Genomic DNA, 12,942 nt, shown 5'->3' on the forward strand with positions numbered 1-12,942 from the left:
GACGACCTTCTTCCTGTTCGGTTCTGCTCAGCTGCCGCTCAGAACGGCTTTGAGCTTGTCGACGGGCAGGCTCGACGACAGGTCCGCGTCCGGCGAGATCGACGGGTCGCACGCCGGGACCTTTCCGGCGGCGGTGTCGGCGTAGACGGAGAGCACGAACGGAACCTGCTCGGCGCTCGCCCTGCCCGCCAGCGACGCCAACCCGATCCGCAGCGACGCCGCCGACATCTGCGTGGTCCCGTCCTGACCCAGCCAGGCGATCTTGTGCTGGGCGACGGCGCACACGAAGCCCTGTGACGAACCGATGTTGAGGAACGCGGGCATCTTCCCGCCGGCGTCGACGATGGCCTGCACCGCCCCGATGTCGGAGGCGCCGTAGTCGCTGACGAATGCCGCGTAGTCACCGTTCTGAGCCACCAGGCCGGCAACCGAGCGCCGCTTCTGCGCGGCATCCCAGTTCGTCGGCACCCACGTGTCGGGAACGAGCTGCATCTGCGGTGCGTACTGCCTGAGCGCCGTGGCGAACGCGGTGAAGGTCTTCTCGGTCGACGGCGCCCCGGGCTGGCCGCCGAGGAACGCAACCTTGCCGGTGCCGACGTTCTTGGCCAGCCACTCCGCCTGGTTGCGCGCGATCGCGTCGGTGTCCCACACCAGCGACTCGACGTAGTCGGTGCCTTTCTGACCCGCGACCTCGTTCACGGTGCTGACGACCTTGACGCCGGCCTCCATCGCCTTGCGCATCGACGGCAGCTGCGACGGGCCGAAGTCAGGGCTGATCACCATGACCTTCGCGCCCTGCGCAACGGCCGCGTTCGTCGCCGCGATCGCGCCCTGCTGGCCCGTCGTGCCGTTGTACCAGCTCGCCTCGAGCGTCGGGCACTTCGCCGCCTCCGTCTGGAACTCGGCGTTGGAGATCGCCGACCAGACCTGCCCGCCCGCGGACTTGACGTAGACGACCTTGGTCGGCTCCGACGGGCACAGGGACGTGATGTCACCGGGCGCCGCGGCGGCGGCCTGCTGTGTGGCCCCACCCGCCGGCGTGGTTCCGCCGGCGGGGGCTGGGGAGCAGGCGGCGAGGGCGAGCGCCGAGGCGAGTGCCGTCGCGACGACGAACGCCTGGGGGCGTGAGACACGGGCGCGGTACATGTCGATCTTCCTTGGTGCTGGGGGCTGGGATCCGTTCATCGGATCGTGGCCGACGCTATGGACCGATCCGGCTGACGAGTTGTCCCGAGTTCGGACGGACTGTCCGGGCTCGGAGGCGTCAGACAGGGTTCTCGAGCGCACGGGCGGCGGCCACGAACACCTTGGCCGTCTCGACGACCGGTTGAGCCTGCCAGTGCTCGGAGAGAATCTCGATCGACACGGGCGCAGTCGCACCGGCGGCGCGCAGCGTCGCCAGGAATCCCGCCACATCCCAGTCGCCGTCGCCGAACAGCGCGCGGTGTCTGAGCGTCTCCTCGAAGTAGTCGTCCGTCCGGGGCGCGACCGGCCCGTCCGAGAGTTGCACGACGACGACCCGATCGGCCGGCAACGACCGCAGGGCGGCCTCATCGCGGTTGCCCCGCATGAAGTGCCAGTTGTCCACGCAGAGCCCGCCGTTGTCGCGGTCGGCCGCCTGGACCACCGACAGCGCACTGGCGATGTCGGGCATGTCGGTTCCCGGAAGGAACTCGATGGCCACCTTCGACCCCACCTCGGCAGCCCGGTCGCAGAGTCGCGCGAAACGGGCGGCGGACGCCGTCCCCGAACCACCCGTGGATGCGGTGACGACGATGTGGTGCGCCCCGAAGGCGCCGGCGAGCTCGATGAGGTCCTGCTCGACTCCCGCGTCCATGTAGGGCAGTTCCCAGGGGAAGCCGGCGGGTTGCCAACGTCTCCCGTCCGCGGGGCCGTCGAAACCCAGACCGATCTCCAGCTCCGCGACCCGGACACCCGATCGTTCGGCGATCCCCGCCAGGTCCCTCGCGGTGATCCCCGCGCGGCGGGCGTCCTGGAACTCGAACACGGAGTACCCGATCGCGTCGGCACCGGCCGCCGCGGCCGCGGACACGCGCTCCTCGAAGGAGACACCGACGAGGTTGCCGTATCCGAGGATCACACCCGGTTCCGTCACCATGTTGTTCTCACCCATCGCTCCGCTTCCTGCTGCCGTTGCGCGCCACCATCGGTTGATCCGAACCGACGTTAGGGACGCACCTGCCTGATCAGGTGTCCCGACTTGGGACGACCGCAGCCCGACCCCTCGTCGCCTGTCCGGAGCGACCGCGTGCACCGCGGGGACGGGACCTTCGCGTCGTCCGGCGCTCACGGGAAGAACCAGAGCAGCCACCGACCCCGTCACCGCGACGTCGCCGTTCTCCGGCACGACGATCCCCTCACCGACCTTCGACGGGCAGAGGATCAGCCGGCGTGCTGCGGCCGCGTCGTCCCGTGTCGGTGCTGCCCCGGTAGCCGGGCACGTCGGCCATCACCCACGTGTCAGCGTCCGGGCTTGCGCGCAGGACACTCACGACTCCGGTGCGCTCGAGCACGACACAGTCGACGTCTGCCAGTCTCGCCACACCCGCGACCCGTAGCCGCTGACGCAGGTCGTCCTCGTTCATGCGGGCGCGACGCAGGCCGTCGGGCTGCACCAGGCCGCCCCGGACCAGCAACACCGGTTCACGGGCGAGAAGCCGACCCAGCACGCTCGTGCGACGCAGCAAGGACAGCGACCGCTGTACGGCGAAGAGCATCACGAGAGCGATCACTCCCGTCGTCAGGGTCGGCGTCGCCAGGAGGGTGGTCCGGCCGACGACCGCGCCGAGTGCGATGACACAGGCGACGTCGGTCGCGGACATCGCCGACAGACTGCGCTGACCGCTGACCCGCACACACACCAGGAGAGCCAGGTAGATGCCCAGGGTCGCGACGACCACCAGGCCCGCGGTTCGCAGATCGACGCCGAGCTCGGCCGAGGCCGTCATGCCCCGGCCCCGCCTCGGGGTCGGCGGCGGTCAGACACGGTCGAGCTGTGCCCGGGCATCCGCGACCGCCCGCCGAGCCGCGGTCAACAGGAGGGTGGTGTCGGACTCCACGGCCAGCATCGCGAACCCTGCAGCCTGCCACCGGTCGACGTTGCCGGCGCCGCAGAAGACGCCCGCGGTGATTGCGTTGTCCCGGCACGCGGCGACGACCGGCGTCAGCGCGTCGACGGTTCGCGGGTCCGATGCCAGATACGGGTCGCCGAAGAGGTCCAGCGCAAGGTCCGCCGGTCCGGCGAGGACGCCCGTCACACCCGGGACGGCGGTGATCGCGGCGACGTTCTCCACTCCGGCTCGGTCCTCGACCATCACGTAGCAGGGCGCGCCGGCCAGGACGGCGGGGTCGGGACGCGCGGTCGTGAGCTTGGGGCGCAACGGTCCCCAGCTGCGTGCGCCGTCCGGGGAGTACCGGCACGCCCGGACGACCGCCCGTGCCTGCTCGGCGGTCGAGACCTGGGGGACGAACACGCCGTCGGCGCCGGCATCGAGGACCGCCCCGATCAGCGCGGCGTCGACACCGGGGACACGCACGTAGGCCGTGCCGCCCGCTGCCCGGACACCCTGCAACGCTCCGATGACATCGTTGATCCGGATCGTGCCGTGCTGCATGTCGAGACAGCACCAGTCGAACCCGACCGATGCCATGAGCTCGACGGAGAACGGAGACGCGAGGTGGCACCATCCACCGAGCGACAGCTGCTCAGGACTCATGGCGATCTTTCCTTTCCGAGAGCGCGGCATGGAGGGCGTCGACGAACGCCATCGGCGCCTCGACCGGGACGAAGTGCCCGACCCCTGGCAGGCCGCGCACCCTCACCCGGCGGAAACGCTCCGCGAGGCGGTCGAACCACGCATCCGGTATCAGTGGGTCGAGCTGAGGCCACAACACCGTCGTCGGGACGGTCACGACCTCTGGCCCCTGAGGTGGGACGGCGTCGCCCGACATCTCGAGCAGACGACGGTCGTGCTGCAACGCGAGATGCTCGAGCCGGGCCCGGTCCGGGACGAACCGAGGTGCGGACCAGCTCGTCCAGCTTCTGCGCACGATGTCGTGCGCCGTCCCGGCGACCGTCCTCGCGGGTACGCGTGGAGGGGGCGTCATGACCAGCCCGGCCACATGCCTGGGGTGTCGGGCCGCGACGAGACGTGCCACGGCGGCTCCCACTCCGTAGCCGCCGAGGACCACACGACCGAGGCGCAGCTCGTCGATCAGCCCGACCACACTGGCGGCTTGGCCGGAGACCGAGATGTCGCCGTGCGGCCATCGGTCCGACTCCCCGGCTCCCCGCAGATCCGGGACGACGACAGTGGCATCGAGCTGGACCGCGACGTCCGCCCAGTCCGTCCGGTCGCCATGTCCGCCGTGCAGGAGCATCACCGCCGGCCCGTCCCCGGATCGGTCGTAGGCGAGGCGGAATCCGCCGACGGGCCGGCTCACGCGGCGACCCGGCTCGGGCGGCGGGAGCCCAGCCAGCAGATGGCCGCTCAGCGTCGTCATGTGGAGCGCGCCCGCCGCCGGTTGAGCACCGCCGCACCTGCCAGCGCCAGCGCCATCGCGACGGCCTGGACGAGCAGCTGGACCGCGGCGTTGGCGCCCAGCGTGAGCACGACCTGCCCGAGCTGGGTGAGGAACAGGGCTGCCACGGCGGTCGCGAACACGCTGCCACGTCCACCGGCGAGGCTCGTACCGCCGATGACCACCGCCATCACGGTCTGGAAGAGGTAGGAGTTGCCCATGGTCGGGGCAGGGTTCTGTGCGTAGCCGGCGAGCAGCACCGCGGCGAGTGCGAACAGCAGCGCCGCCGCGATGTACGCACCGACGATGTAGACGTCGACACGGACACCGATGGCCCGCGCCGCGTCGGGGTTCGACCCGACGGCGACGAACCGCCGGCCCACCGCCGTCTGTCGCAGCACGAAGCCCACGAGCAGAACGGTCCCGATCGCGAGCCACACCAGCGTCGACAGGCCGAGAAAGCTCGAGGCCGCGAAGGCCTGCAGGCTCGACGGCGCTGCCGACCCGACACCCTTGGTGTAGCTGAACATCGCGCCGACCAGCAGCGCGTTGAGCGCCAGAGTCGTGATCAGCGGAGTCACATTGATCTTGGTGATGATCAGTCCGTTGACCAGGCCGATGACGACGGCGGTCGCGGCCACGACGACGAGCCCGAGGAACACCGAGGTGTCGTTGCGGTCGACGAACACCACGAAACCCATGGCGGTCAGGCTGACCACACCGGGGATGGAGAGGTCGATCCCACGTTGCTGGATGACCAGGGTCTGGCCCACGGACATGATCGCGAGGATCGCCCAGAACGGCAGCATCGCCCCCAGCGACTGCGCCGACAGCGACTTCGGCACGATGATGGCGCTCAGGACGAACAGCGCACACGTCGCCAGGACGATGCCGGTGTAGGGGCCCGCGGCCCGGGGTCTGCGCTGCGGTGGCCTCACGTCCGGGTCGACGGTGGCGACCTGCTCCGGGTCGCTCAACGAGTTGCTCATCGACGTCTCCGAGTCAGTGTGTGCGTGCGAGGTGCCGGGTGCGCGAGTAGACGGCCACCGCGATCAGCGTCATCGCCCCGGGCAGGTACGACGACCACGCGGCGTCGAGGCCGAGGAAGGTCACCGCCCCGATCGCCTGGGTCACGAGGAACGCGGCCGCGACGGTGCCGATGAAGGACCCCCGGCCGCCGAAGATGCTGGCCCCGCCGATCACCGCGGCCGAGATGCTGGTCAGCGTGTAGTCGATGCCCGAGGTCGGATCACCTGACCCGACCTGGGCCAGGAGGAACAGTGCTGCGAGCCCCGCCAGAAGGCTGCACAGCAGGAAACCGACGAGGCGGACGCGTGGAGCGCTGAGCCCGTTGAGCCGGGCCGCGTCGGGCTGTGAGCCGACCGATCGCAGTGCGATGCCGGTGCGGCTGCGCCGCAGCCAGAACTGCAGTCCGCCGGCGACGACGAGCAGTGCCAGGAACGCGACCGGGATCGGACCGAGCGTGAACGTCAACGCGTCGGTGATCCGACTGTCGAACAGCCCGCCCGGCTGGGGCCGCAGCACCAGCGACAGCGCCTGGAGCGCGATGAAGGTGATCAGCGTCGCGACGATCGCATTCATCTTCACGACGTCGACGAGAGCCCAGTTCACGAAACCGACCAGCAACGGCACGCCGAACAGCAGTACCCAGCCCAGCACCCTGTCGAGCGGCATCGACTCGGCCGTGAGGAAGAACGACTCCACCACCACCACGAAGCCCATCAGCGGTCCCACCGACAGGTCGACCGCCCCGATGGTCAGCGCGACGGTCTGGCCGAGCGCCACGAATCCCAGGACGGCGACGAGTGCGAGGAGCCCGGCGATGCTCGGCGTCGTGAGGTAGAAGGCGCTCGACAGCGACGTCCAGAGCCCGAGCGCCAGCACCGCCAACCCCACCATCGCGATCGGTGCCGTGTCCCCGGCGAACCACCGGACCGCCGCTCCGGCACGTCGGTCCGCCTTGTCCCGGTGCGTCGTCGCCGTCAGCGCGGCACCGGTGATCCGGGCCTCGGTCACCTCGTCACCGGCGAGCTGCTCCACGACATGACCGCGGGAGAAGATGAGGATGCGGTCGCACAGCCCGGCGAGCTCGATGCCGTCCGAGGAGACCACGACGACGCCCATGCCCCGGTCACGGGCGCTGTCGCGCAACAGATCGTAGATCTCCGACTTGGCCCCGACGTCGACGCCCTGGGTCGGCTCGTCGATCAGCAGCACCCGTGGGTCACGGCGCAGCACCCCCGCGAGGAGGGCCTTCTGCTGGTTGCCGCCCGACAGGGACTCGATCGGCGTCTCGATGGTCGGGGTCTTCACCGCGAGCTCGGCCACCGCCGTGCGGGCGAACTCGCGCTCACGGCGCGGCTCGACCACGCCGAGCGTGCTGAACTTGTCCAGGTTCCGCAGACCGATCGTCTCCCGCACGGTCAGGCCGGGGAAGACCCCCTCCCGGTGCCGGTCACCGGTCAGGTAGGCCACGGCCGACGACTTCCGCCGCACCGGCGTCCCGTCGACCTCGACCGACCCGCTGCGGTGCCCGAGCCCGGCCAACGCGCGCAAGGCATCCCGCTGGCCGTTCCCTTCGATCCCGGCGAAGCCGACGATCTCGCCCGGGCGGACGGTGAAGGTCAGGTCCTCGAAACCGCGCCCACGCGCGGACGTGACACTCAGGACGGGCGCGACGTCGTCGACGAGCGCGGGCTTGTCCGGGAAGACCGCATCGAGCCGGCGGCCGACGATGAGGTCGACGATGTCGCGTTCGGACAGCGTCGCCGCATCGAAGGTGCCACGATGACAGCCGTCCCGCAGCACGCTGATCCGGTCGGCGATCTGCTTGACCTCCCGGATCCGGTGCGAGATGTAGACGACCGCGCCCCCGTCGCGCACCCGCTCCCGCACCGCCGCGAACAGTCGCTCGACGTCCTCACCGGCGAGGTGCTCGGTCGGTTCGTCGAGCACGAGCACTGCCGGCCGTCGCGCGAGCGCTCGCACGATGTCGACGATGAACCGCTGTTCGGGCTCGAGCTCCTCGATCCGCGTGTCCGGGTCGATGCCGACGTCGTCGCTCCATTCACACAAGCGGTCCCGGCTCCACGCCCGAAGCTGCCCGATCGGCGGACGCGCCGTCGGCGGCTGCCCGAGATACATGTTCTCCGCAACGGTGAGGTCGGGCAGCAGGGCCGGCTCCTGCAACACGATCGCCACGCCCAGCTCCTGCGCATCGTGGGTGGAACCGGCGCGCAGCGGCTGCCCGCCGACCGAGACGGAACCGGCCTCCGGCACCAGGGCCCCGGACGCCACCGCCATGAGCGTCGACTTCCCGGCGCCGTTCTCCCCGACGATCCCGTGGACCTCGCCCGCACGGACCGTCAGGTCGACGTCGTCGAGGGCGACCACACCGGGGAACGTCTTCGTCACGTGGTCGATCCGCAGCGCCGGCTGCAGATCGGCGATGATGTCGTCAGCCACCGAGGACCTTCTTCAGATCGGCCACCGACAGGCTCGAGGACAGGTCGGCGTCGGGTGAGACCGACGGGTCGCAGTCGGGCATCTTGCCCGCGGCTGTGTCGGCGTAGGTGAACAGGATGTAGGGGTTCGGCTCCGCACTGGGCCTGTCCTGCATGTCGGCCAGGGCGATCCGCAGCGCGGAGGCGGTCATGCGGGTGGATCCGTCCTGACCCAGCCACTGGATGTTGTTCTGCTTCGCGGTGCAGACGAAGCCCTGCGAGGAACCGATGTTGAGGAACGCGGGCATCGTCGCCTTGGCGTCGAGGATCGCCTGCACCGCCCCGATGTCGGAGGCACCGTAGTCACTGACGAGCGCGGCGTAGTCACCGTTCTGCGCGATCAGGCCGGCGACGGCACGACGCTTCTGCGCGCTGTCCCAGTTCGTGGGGACCCAGGTGTCGGGGACGAGCTGGATGCCTGGCGCGTACGTGCTGAGCGCCGCCTTGAACGCATCGAAGGTCGTCTGGGTGGACGGCGCCCCCGGCTGGCCGCCGAGAAAGGCGACCTTGCCCGTCTTGACATGCTCGGCGAGCCACTTCGCCTGGTTCTCACCGATGGAGTTCACGTCCCAGAGCAGCGAGTCGCTGACGTCGGTGCCCTTCTGGGCGCCACCGTCGCTGACCGTCGTCACGACGGTCACGCCGGCCTCGACGGCCTTGCGCAGCGACGGGAGCTGAGCCGCGCCGAAATCGGCGATCACGACGAGCGCCTTGGCGCCCTGCGCCACGGCGGCATTGGTGGCCGCGATGGCGCCCTGGACACCTGAGGTGCCGTTGTACCAGCTGGCCTGGATGTTCGGGCACTTGGCCGCCTCGGCCTCGAACTCGGCGTTCGCGATGGCCGCCCACACCTGGCCGCCGGCCGACTTGACGAACACGATCTTCGTCGGTTCCGACGGGCAGTACGGCGTGATGTCCCCCGGCGCGGACGGCGCGGCGCTGTCGGCACCCGCCGCCACCGCCGACCCACCCCCGGACTCCGGACTCGGTGCCGGGGCACATCCGGCGACGACGACGGCCGCTGCGGCCGCCAGCGATGCGGTGATGATCCGCACGCGCGACGATGAGGCGAGGAAGCGCATCACCGACCTCCATTCAGGACTCGCCTCCTCGGGTTACCGGGGAGGCAGGGGAAATGGCCAGCAGTGCAGAGCGATTACCGAACAGATACAGAAATGGTCGCCGAGAGGAATCTCCCGGTGGTGTCCCGCCCTGGGACACGGATCACTATTTGATCAGCGCGCCCGCATCGACCGACATCCGCAAGCCGGTGACATACCGCGACTCATCGGAGGCGAGGAACAGCACAGCGTTGCTGACGTCGCGCGCCTCGATCCACGGAATGGGAAGGAGATTCATCGGCGCGCACGCCTCCGCGAACTCCTCACGGGTCGGGACCCGGCCACCGAGATCCGCACGGAACAGCTTCTGCATCGGCTCGTTGCGCTGCAGGATGTCGGTGTCGACTGCCGTCGGATGCACCGTGTTGACCCGGATGCCGTACTCGGCCACCTCCGCGGCCAATGACTGGGCCAACCCGACGTCACCCGCCTTGGCCGCGGAGTACGCCGCGGTGTGCGGGGTCCCCTTGAGCCCGACCAACGAGCTGGTGATGATGATCGAACCGCCACGACCTGCGGCGATCATCGTCGGAACCACCGCCTTCACCGTGTGCCAGACACCCTTGAGCATGACGTCGAGCTGGGCGTCCCACATCTCCTCGGTGATCTCCCAGGTCTTGGGGACCGAGTCGATGATCCCGGCGTTGGCACACACGATGTCGATGCCGCCGAACTCCGCGCAGGCCTCGTCGACGACGGCCTGCATGCCTGCGCCGTCACGCACGTCGACGCGCCGGGCGAGGATCCGCCGGTCCTCGTTCTCCACGAGACGGACGGTCTCGGCGAGCTCGTCGAGGCTGCCCAGTGGATAGCCGAGATTCTCGATGTCGGCGCAGATGTCGACGGCGACGATGTCGGCACCTTCCTCGGCCAGCCTTTTCGCATGCGCCCGCCCCTGCCCCCGGGCCGCGCCGGTGATGAGCGCGACCTTTCCTTCGACCCGATTCACGATTTGTCGCTCCCGTCACGTCGGAATGGGCGAAGGCGCCGAGGTGCGCCGGCCCGCGGAACGACCTGACGGTAAGGCGGCCGATTGTTCGGGTGGTGTCCCGGAATGTGACACGCCTCAATGGGAGAGCAGGCGGTTGAGCGCCGGGGCGACGTCGCGGTGGCCGGTCACCGAGGCGAGGCGGCCATGGCCGAGGCGGGCGAGGTCGGCGGCCAGCACGGCGTCGTGTTCGCCGTCGGACTCGAGCACGACGTGCAGTTCCTCGCATCGGGCGGCGACGCCTCGCGGGTCCGCGCCGGCGTTGTGCACGACGTCGGAGAGCAGGACGATCGAGCGCTTCCGCAGCGGCGAGCGGGCGAGCTCGGCCCGCGCGACCTCCAGACCAAACGACACGTTGGTCAGCCCGCGCGCGGGGATGCACAGCAGCCGGTCGAGCATCCGGGTCACCGGGAGCGGGGTGCCGAAAGACTTCACCAGTGCGGCGTCGGACCAGAACGCGACGAGTGCGAGCTGGTCGTCGCTGCCCGCCCCGGTCAGGTCGGCCGACAACGCGGCGATCGCCGCAGCCGCGATGCGTGCCTTCTCCCCGCGCATCGACCCCGACACGTCGGCGACCAGTACCACGGCACGGCGCGAGCGGACCCGCTCGCGGACGATGATCTCAGTGTCATCGGGTCGGGGATGTTCGGCCAGCACATCCAGCGTGCGGTCGATGTCGATGTCGTCGGAGCGGTAGCGGTAGGGCAGCGGTTGGCCGCGACCTCCGCCGCGCTCGCCGCGCCGCACCCGAGGCCGCCGCCGGAGGGTGAGGCTGCGGGCGATGCGACGGGCCATCGCGGCGACCTCACGGTCGGCGGGTACCTCCTCGAGCAGCTCGTCGAGATCGCGGCAACGGGCACGCTGGGTGGTGACCTGGACACCCTGACCGCCGGCCGGCCGCCCGTCGCTCCCGTCGGCGCGGTCATCGGCGAGCTCGACGACCAGCACGGTCCCGCCACCGTCCTGGAACAGTGCCGGCGCCTCGGCGAGTCGCTTCGCGCGACGACGAGGTGAGCCGCCCGGGCGGTCGGGTTCGCCGGCCGGCTCGATCGTGTTGTCGAGGGTCAGGCCGTGCGGTCCCGGCGCCGCACGCCGGGGTGCGAGAAAAAATGGTTCTCCCAGATCTCGGTGATCACCCGCTCCGGGGTGGCCTCGGAGGTCTCGTCGACCGCGATGCGCGCCGACAGCGCGAGCAGCGCCGCATCGAGCACGATCCGGTTCCGGTCCGCCGGTGTCTCCAGGGTCTCGAGCTCGACCGCGATCGCGACGAGGTCGATCGCGCCGCGCACGCTCGAGCCGCGGCGCAGCTCCGGGTGCGCCCGCGTCGCCCGGGTGATGGCCACGGCGTCGGCCACGAGCATGTCGTCGGAGCAACCGGTGCGGGTGGACACGATCGCCCGCTCCTCGGTGTCGTCCTGGTAGTCGACGACCAGGCGGCACCAGCGGTCGTAGACGCTGTCGGAGATGCGGGCCGTCCCGATGTTGTCGAACGGGTTCATCGACGCCAGGAGCCGGAAACTCGGCAACGCCCGGACCGTGCCGGCCCGCGGGACGACGACCTCACGCTCGGCCATCGCGGCCAGCAGGACGTTGAGGGTGTCCTCGGGCGCCCGGTTGAGCTCCTCGATGTAGAGGAACCCGCCGGCCTGCATCGCCTGCACCAGGGGGCCGGGCACGAAGTTGTCGTCGGAGTAGTCCTCGCGCAGCACCCGGGCGGGATTGTGGTGGCCCACGAGCCGGGCCGGGGTCAGCTCGCCATTGCCCTCGACGAGGAAGAACGGCACACCCCAGTTCTGGCTGATCGCCCGCAGCATCGTCGACTTGGAGGTACCCGGGGGGCCCTCGAGCAGGATGTCGCGTCCGGCCGACACGGCGGCGAGGACGAGGTCCAGCTCCCGTTCGCGGCCCACGACGCAGCCGGCAACCGCGTCGCGGCGTGCCCGCGAGGCACGGCGCACCGTCGGCTCCTCGGCGCCGGCGACGTGCCCGTCCGGCTCCACCGCGGTACTCATCGCGGCACCAACCCGGCCGTGACGGGCACGGTGAGACCGGTGAGCAGGCGCGCATCGTCGGACGCCAGATACGCAACCGTCTCGGACACGTCTCCCGCCTCCGCGAACCGGGGTGGGACCTTCGCCTCCGGATCGAAGACGAGGTTGCCGACGAGACCCCCCGCCGGTGTCGCACCGGCGTCGGCGACGGGATGGACGGTGTTGACGCGGATCGACCGCGGGGCGAGCTCGTGGGCCAACGAACGCACCAGTCCGACGACGCCGTGCTCGGCTGCCGCCTGGTGCGCCAGATGTGCGTAGCCGCGCAGACCGGCGGCGGTGCCCACGACGGTGAGGGATCCGCCGTCGACCAGGTGCGGCAGCGTTGCGCGGCAGACGTTCCACGCTCCGGTCAGGACCCGGTCGAGGGCGTCGCACCACGCCTCGTCCGTGGTTGCCTCGACCGAGCACGGTGCTGTGACGACAGGACCGACGACGACGGCGTCGAGCCCGCCGAACCGCCGGACGCTCGTCGACACCGCGGCCGTGAGAAGCGGTTTGTCGACGACGTCGACGTCATGGACGACGACCCGTCCACCCAGCGCCTGCACGACCGCCCGCGTCGAGATCAGGTCGACCGCCCCCGACGGGGCGTCGTCATCGTGATCGACCAGGATCAGTGCGGCCCCGTCCCGTACCAACTGCGCGGCCAGCGCCCGACCGGGGACCCGGCCGGCGCCGGTGACAAGGGCGACCTTGCCGTCCAGACGCCCCAT

12 protein-coding genes are annotated in these 12,942 nt (G+C 70.5%); all 12 read right to left on the minus strand.

Annotated elements, in window-relative coordinates; translation table 11 throughout:
* Positions 1-27 precede the first annotated feature (27 nt).
* The 12 genes from PSU4_RS05765 to PSU4_RS05820 all read right to left on the minus strand — a co-directional run bounded on the left by PSU4_RS05765 (position 28) and on the right by PSU4_RS05820 (position 12,942).
* Positions 28-1,146 carry a substrate-binding domain-containing protein gene (locus PSU4_RS05765; RefSeq protein WP_147103145.1) on the minus strand — a complete coding sequence of 373 codons (1,119 nt, stop codon included), beginning with the start codon at positions 1,144-1,146 and terminating at the stop codon, positions 28-30.
* Between the two features lie 118 nt (positions 1,147-1,264).
* A complete protein-coding gene (locus PSU4_RS05770; RefSeq protein WP_147103147.1) occupies positions 1,265-2,134 on the minus strand; it encodes a sugar phosphate isomerase/epimerase family protein in 870 nt (289 codons plus the stop codon).
* Between the two features lie 244 nt (positions 2,135-2,378).
* A complete protein-coding gene (locus tag PSU4_RS05775; protein WP_147103149.1) occupies positions 2,379-2,921 on the minus strand; it encodes a DUF421 domain-containing protein in 543 nt (180 codons plus the stop codon).
* Positions 2,922-2,999: 78 nt separating this feature from the next.
* Positions 3,000-3,737: an HpcH/HpaI aldolase family protein gene (locus PSU4_RS05780; RefSeq protein ID WP_186816764.1), complete on the minus strand. Its 738-nt coding sequence runs from the start codon at positions 3,735-3,737 to the stop codon at positions 3,000-3,002.
* Positions 3,727-4,464 (minus strand): alpha/beta fold hydrolase, encoded by a 738-nt coding sequence (locus tag PSU4_RS05785; RefSeq protein ID WP_246114963.1) that lies wholly within the window; start codon positions 4,462-4,464, stop codon positions 3,727-3,729. The genes PSU4_RS05780 and PSU4_RS05785 overlap by 11 nt, the downstream gene beginning before the upstream one ends.
* 56 nt (positions 4,465-4,520) lie before the next feature.
* Positions 4,521-5,531 carry an ABC transporter permease gene (locus PSU4_RS05790; protein ID WP_147103158.1) on the minus strand — a complete coding sequence of 337 codons (1,011 nt, stop codon included), beginning with the start codon at positions 5,529-5,531 and terminating at the stop codon, positions 4,521-4,523.
* A gap of 13 nt (positions 5,532-5,544) precedes the next feature.
* Entirely contained in the window at positions 5,545-8,028 is a 2,484-nt protein-coding gene (locus tag PSU4_RS05795) for an ATP-binding cassette domain-containing protein (protein ID WP_147103160.1), read from the minus strand.
* Positions 8,021-9,148: a substrate-binding domain-containing protein gene (locus PSU4_RS05800; RefSeq protein ID WP_147103162.1), complete on the minus strand. Its 1,128-nt coding sequence runs from the start codon at positions 9,146-9,148 to the stop codon at positions 8,021-8,023. Before PSU4_RS05800 ends, PSU4_RS05795 begins: the two co-directional genes overlap by 8 nt.
* A gap of 145 nt (positions 9,149-9,293) precedes the next feature.
* Positions 9,294-10,136, minus strand: coding sequence for a mycofactocin-coupled SDR family oxidoreductase (locus tag PSU4_RS05805; protein ID WP_147103163.1), 843 nt, complete (start codon positions 10,134-10,136; stop codon positions 9,294-9,296).
* 117 nt (positions 10,137-10,253) lie between these two features.
* On the minus strand, positions 10,254-11,123 hold the full coding sequence (locus PSU4_RS05810) for a vWA domain-containing protein (protein ID WP_246114964.1): 870 nt from the start codon (positions 11,121-11,123) through the stop codon (positions 10,254-10,256).
* A 116-nt stretch (positions 11,124-11,239) separates the two neighbouring features.
* Positions 11,240-12,187 carry an AAA family ATPase gene (locus tag PSU4_RS05815; RefSeq protein WP_222596176.1) on the minus strand — a complete coding sequence of 316 codons (948 nt, stop codon included), beginning with the start codon at positions 12,185-12,187 and terminating at the stop codon, positions 11,240-11,242.
* Entirely contained in the window at positions 12,184-12,942 is a 759-nt protein-coding gene (locus PSU4_RS05820) for an SDR family oxidoreductase (RefSeq protein WP_147103165.1), read from the minus strand. The genes PSU4_RS05815 and PSU4_RS05820 overlap by 4 nt, the downstream gene beginning before the upstream one ends.

The organism is Pseudonocardia sulfidoxydans NBRC 16205 (genome assembly GCF_007989085.1).
Classification (GTDB): domain Bacteria; phylum Actinomycetota; class Actinomycetes; order Mycobacteriales; family Pseudonocardiaceae; genus Pseudonocardia; species Pseudonocardia sulfidoxydans.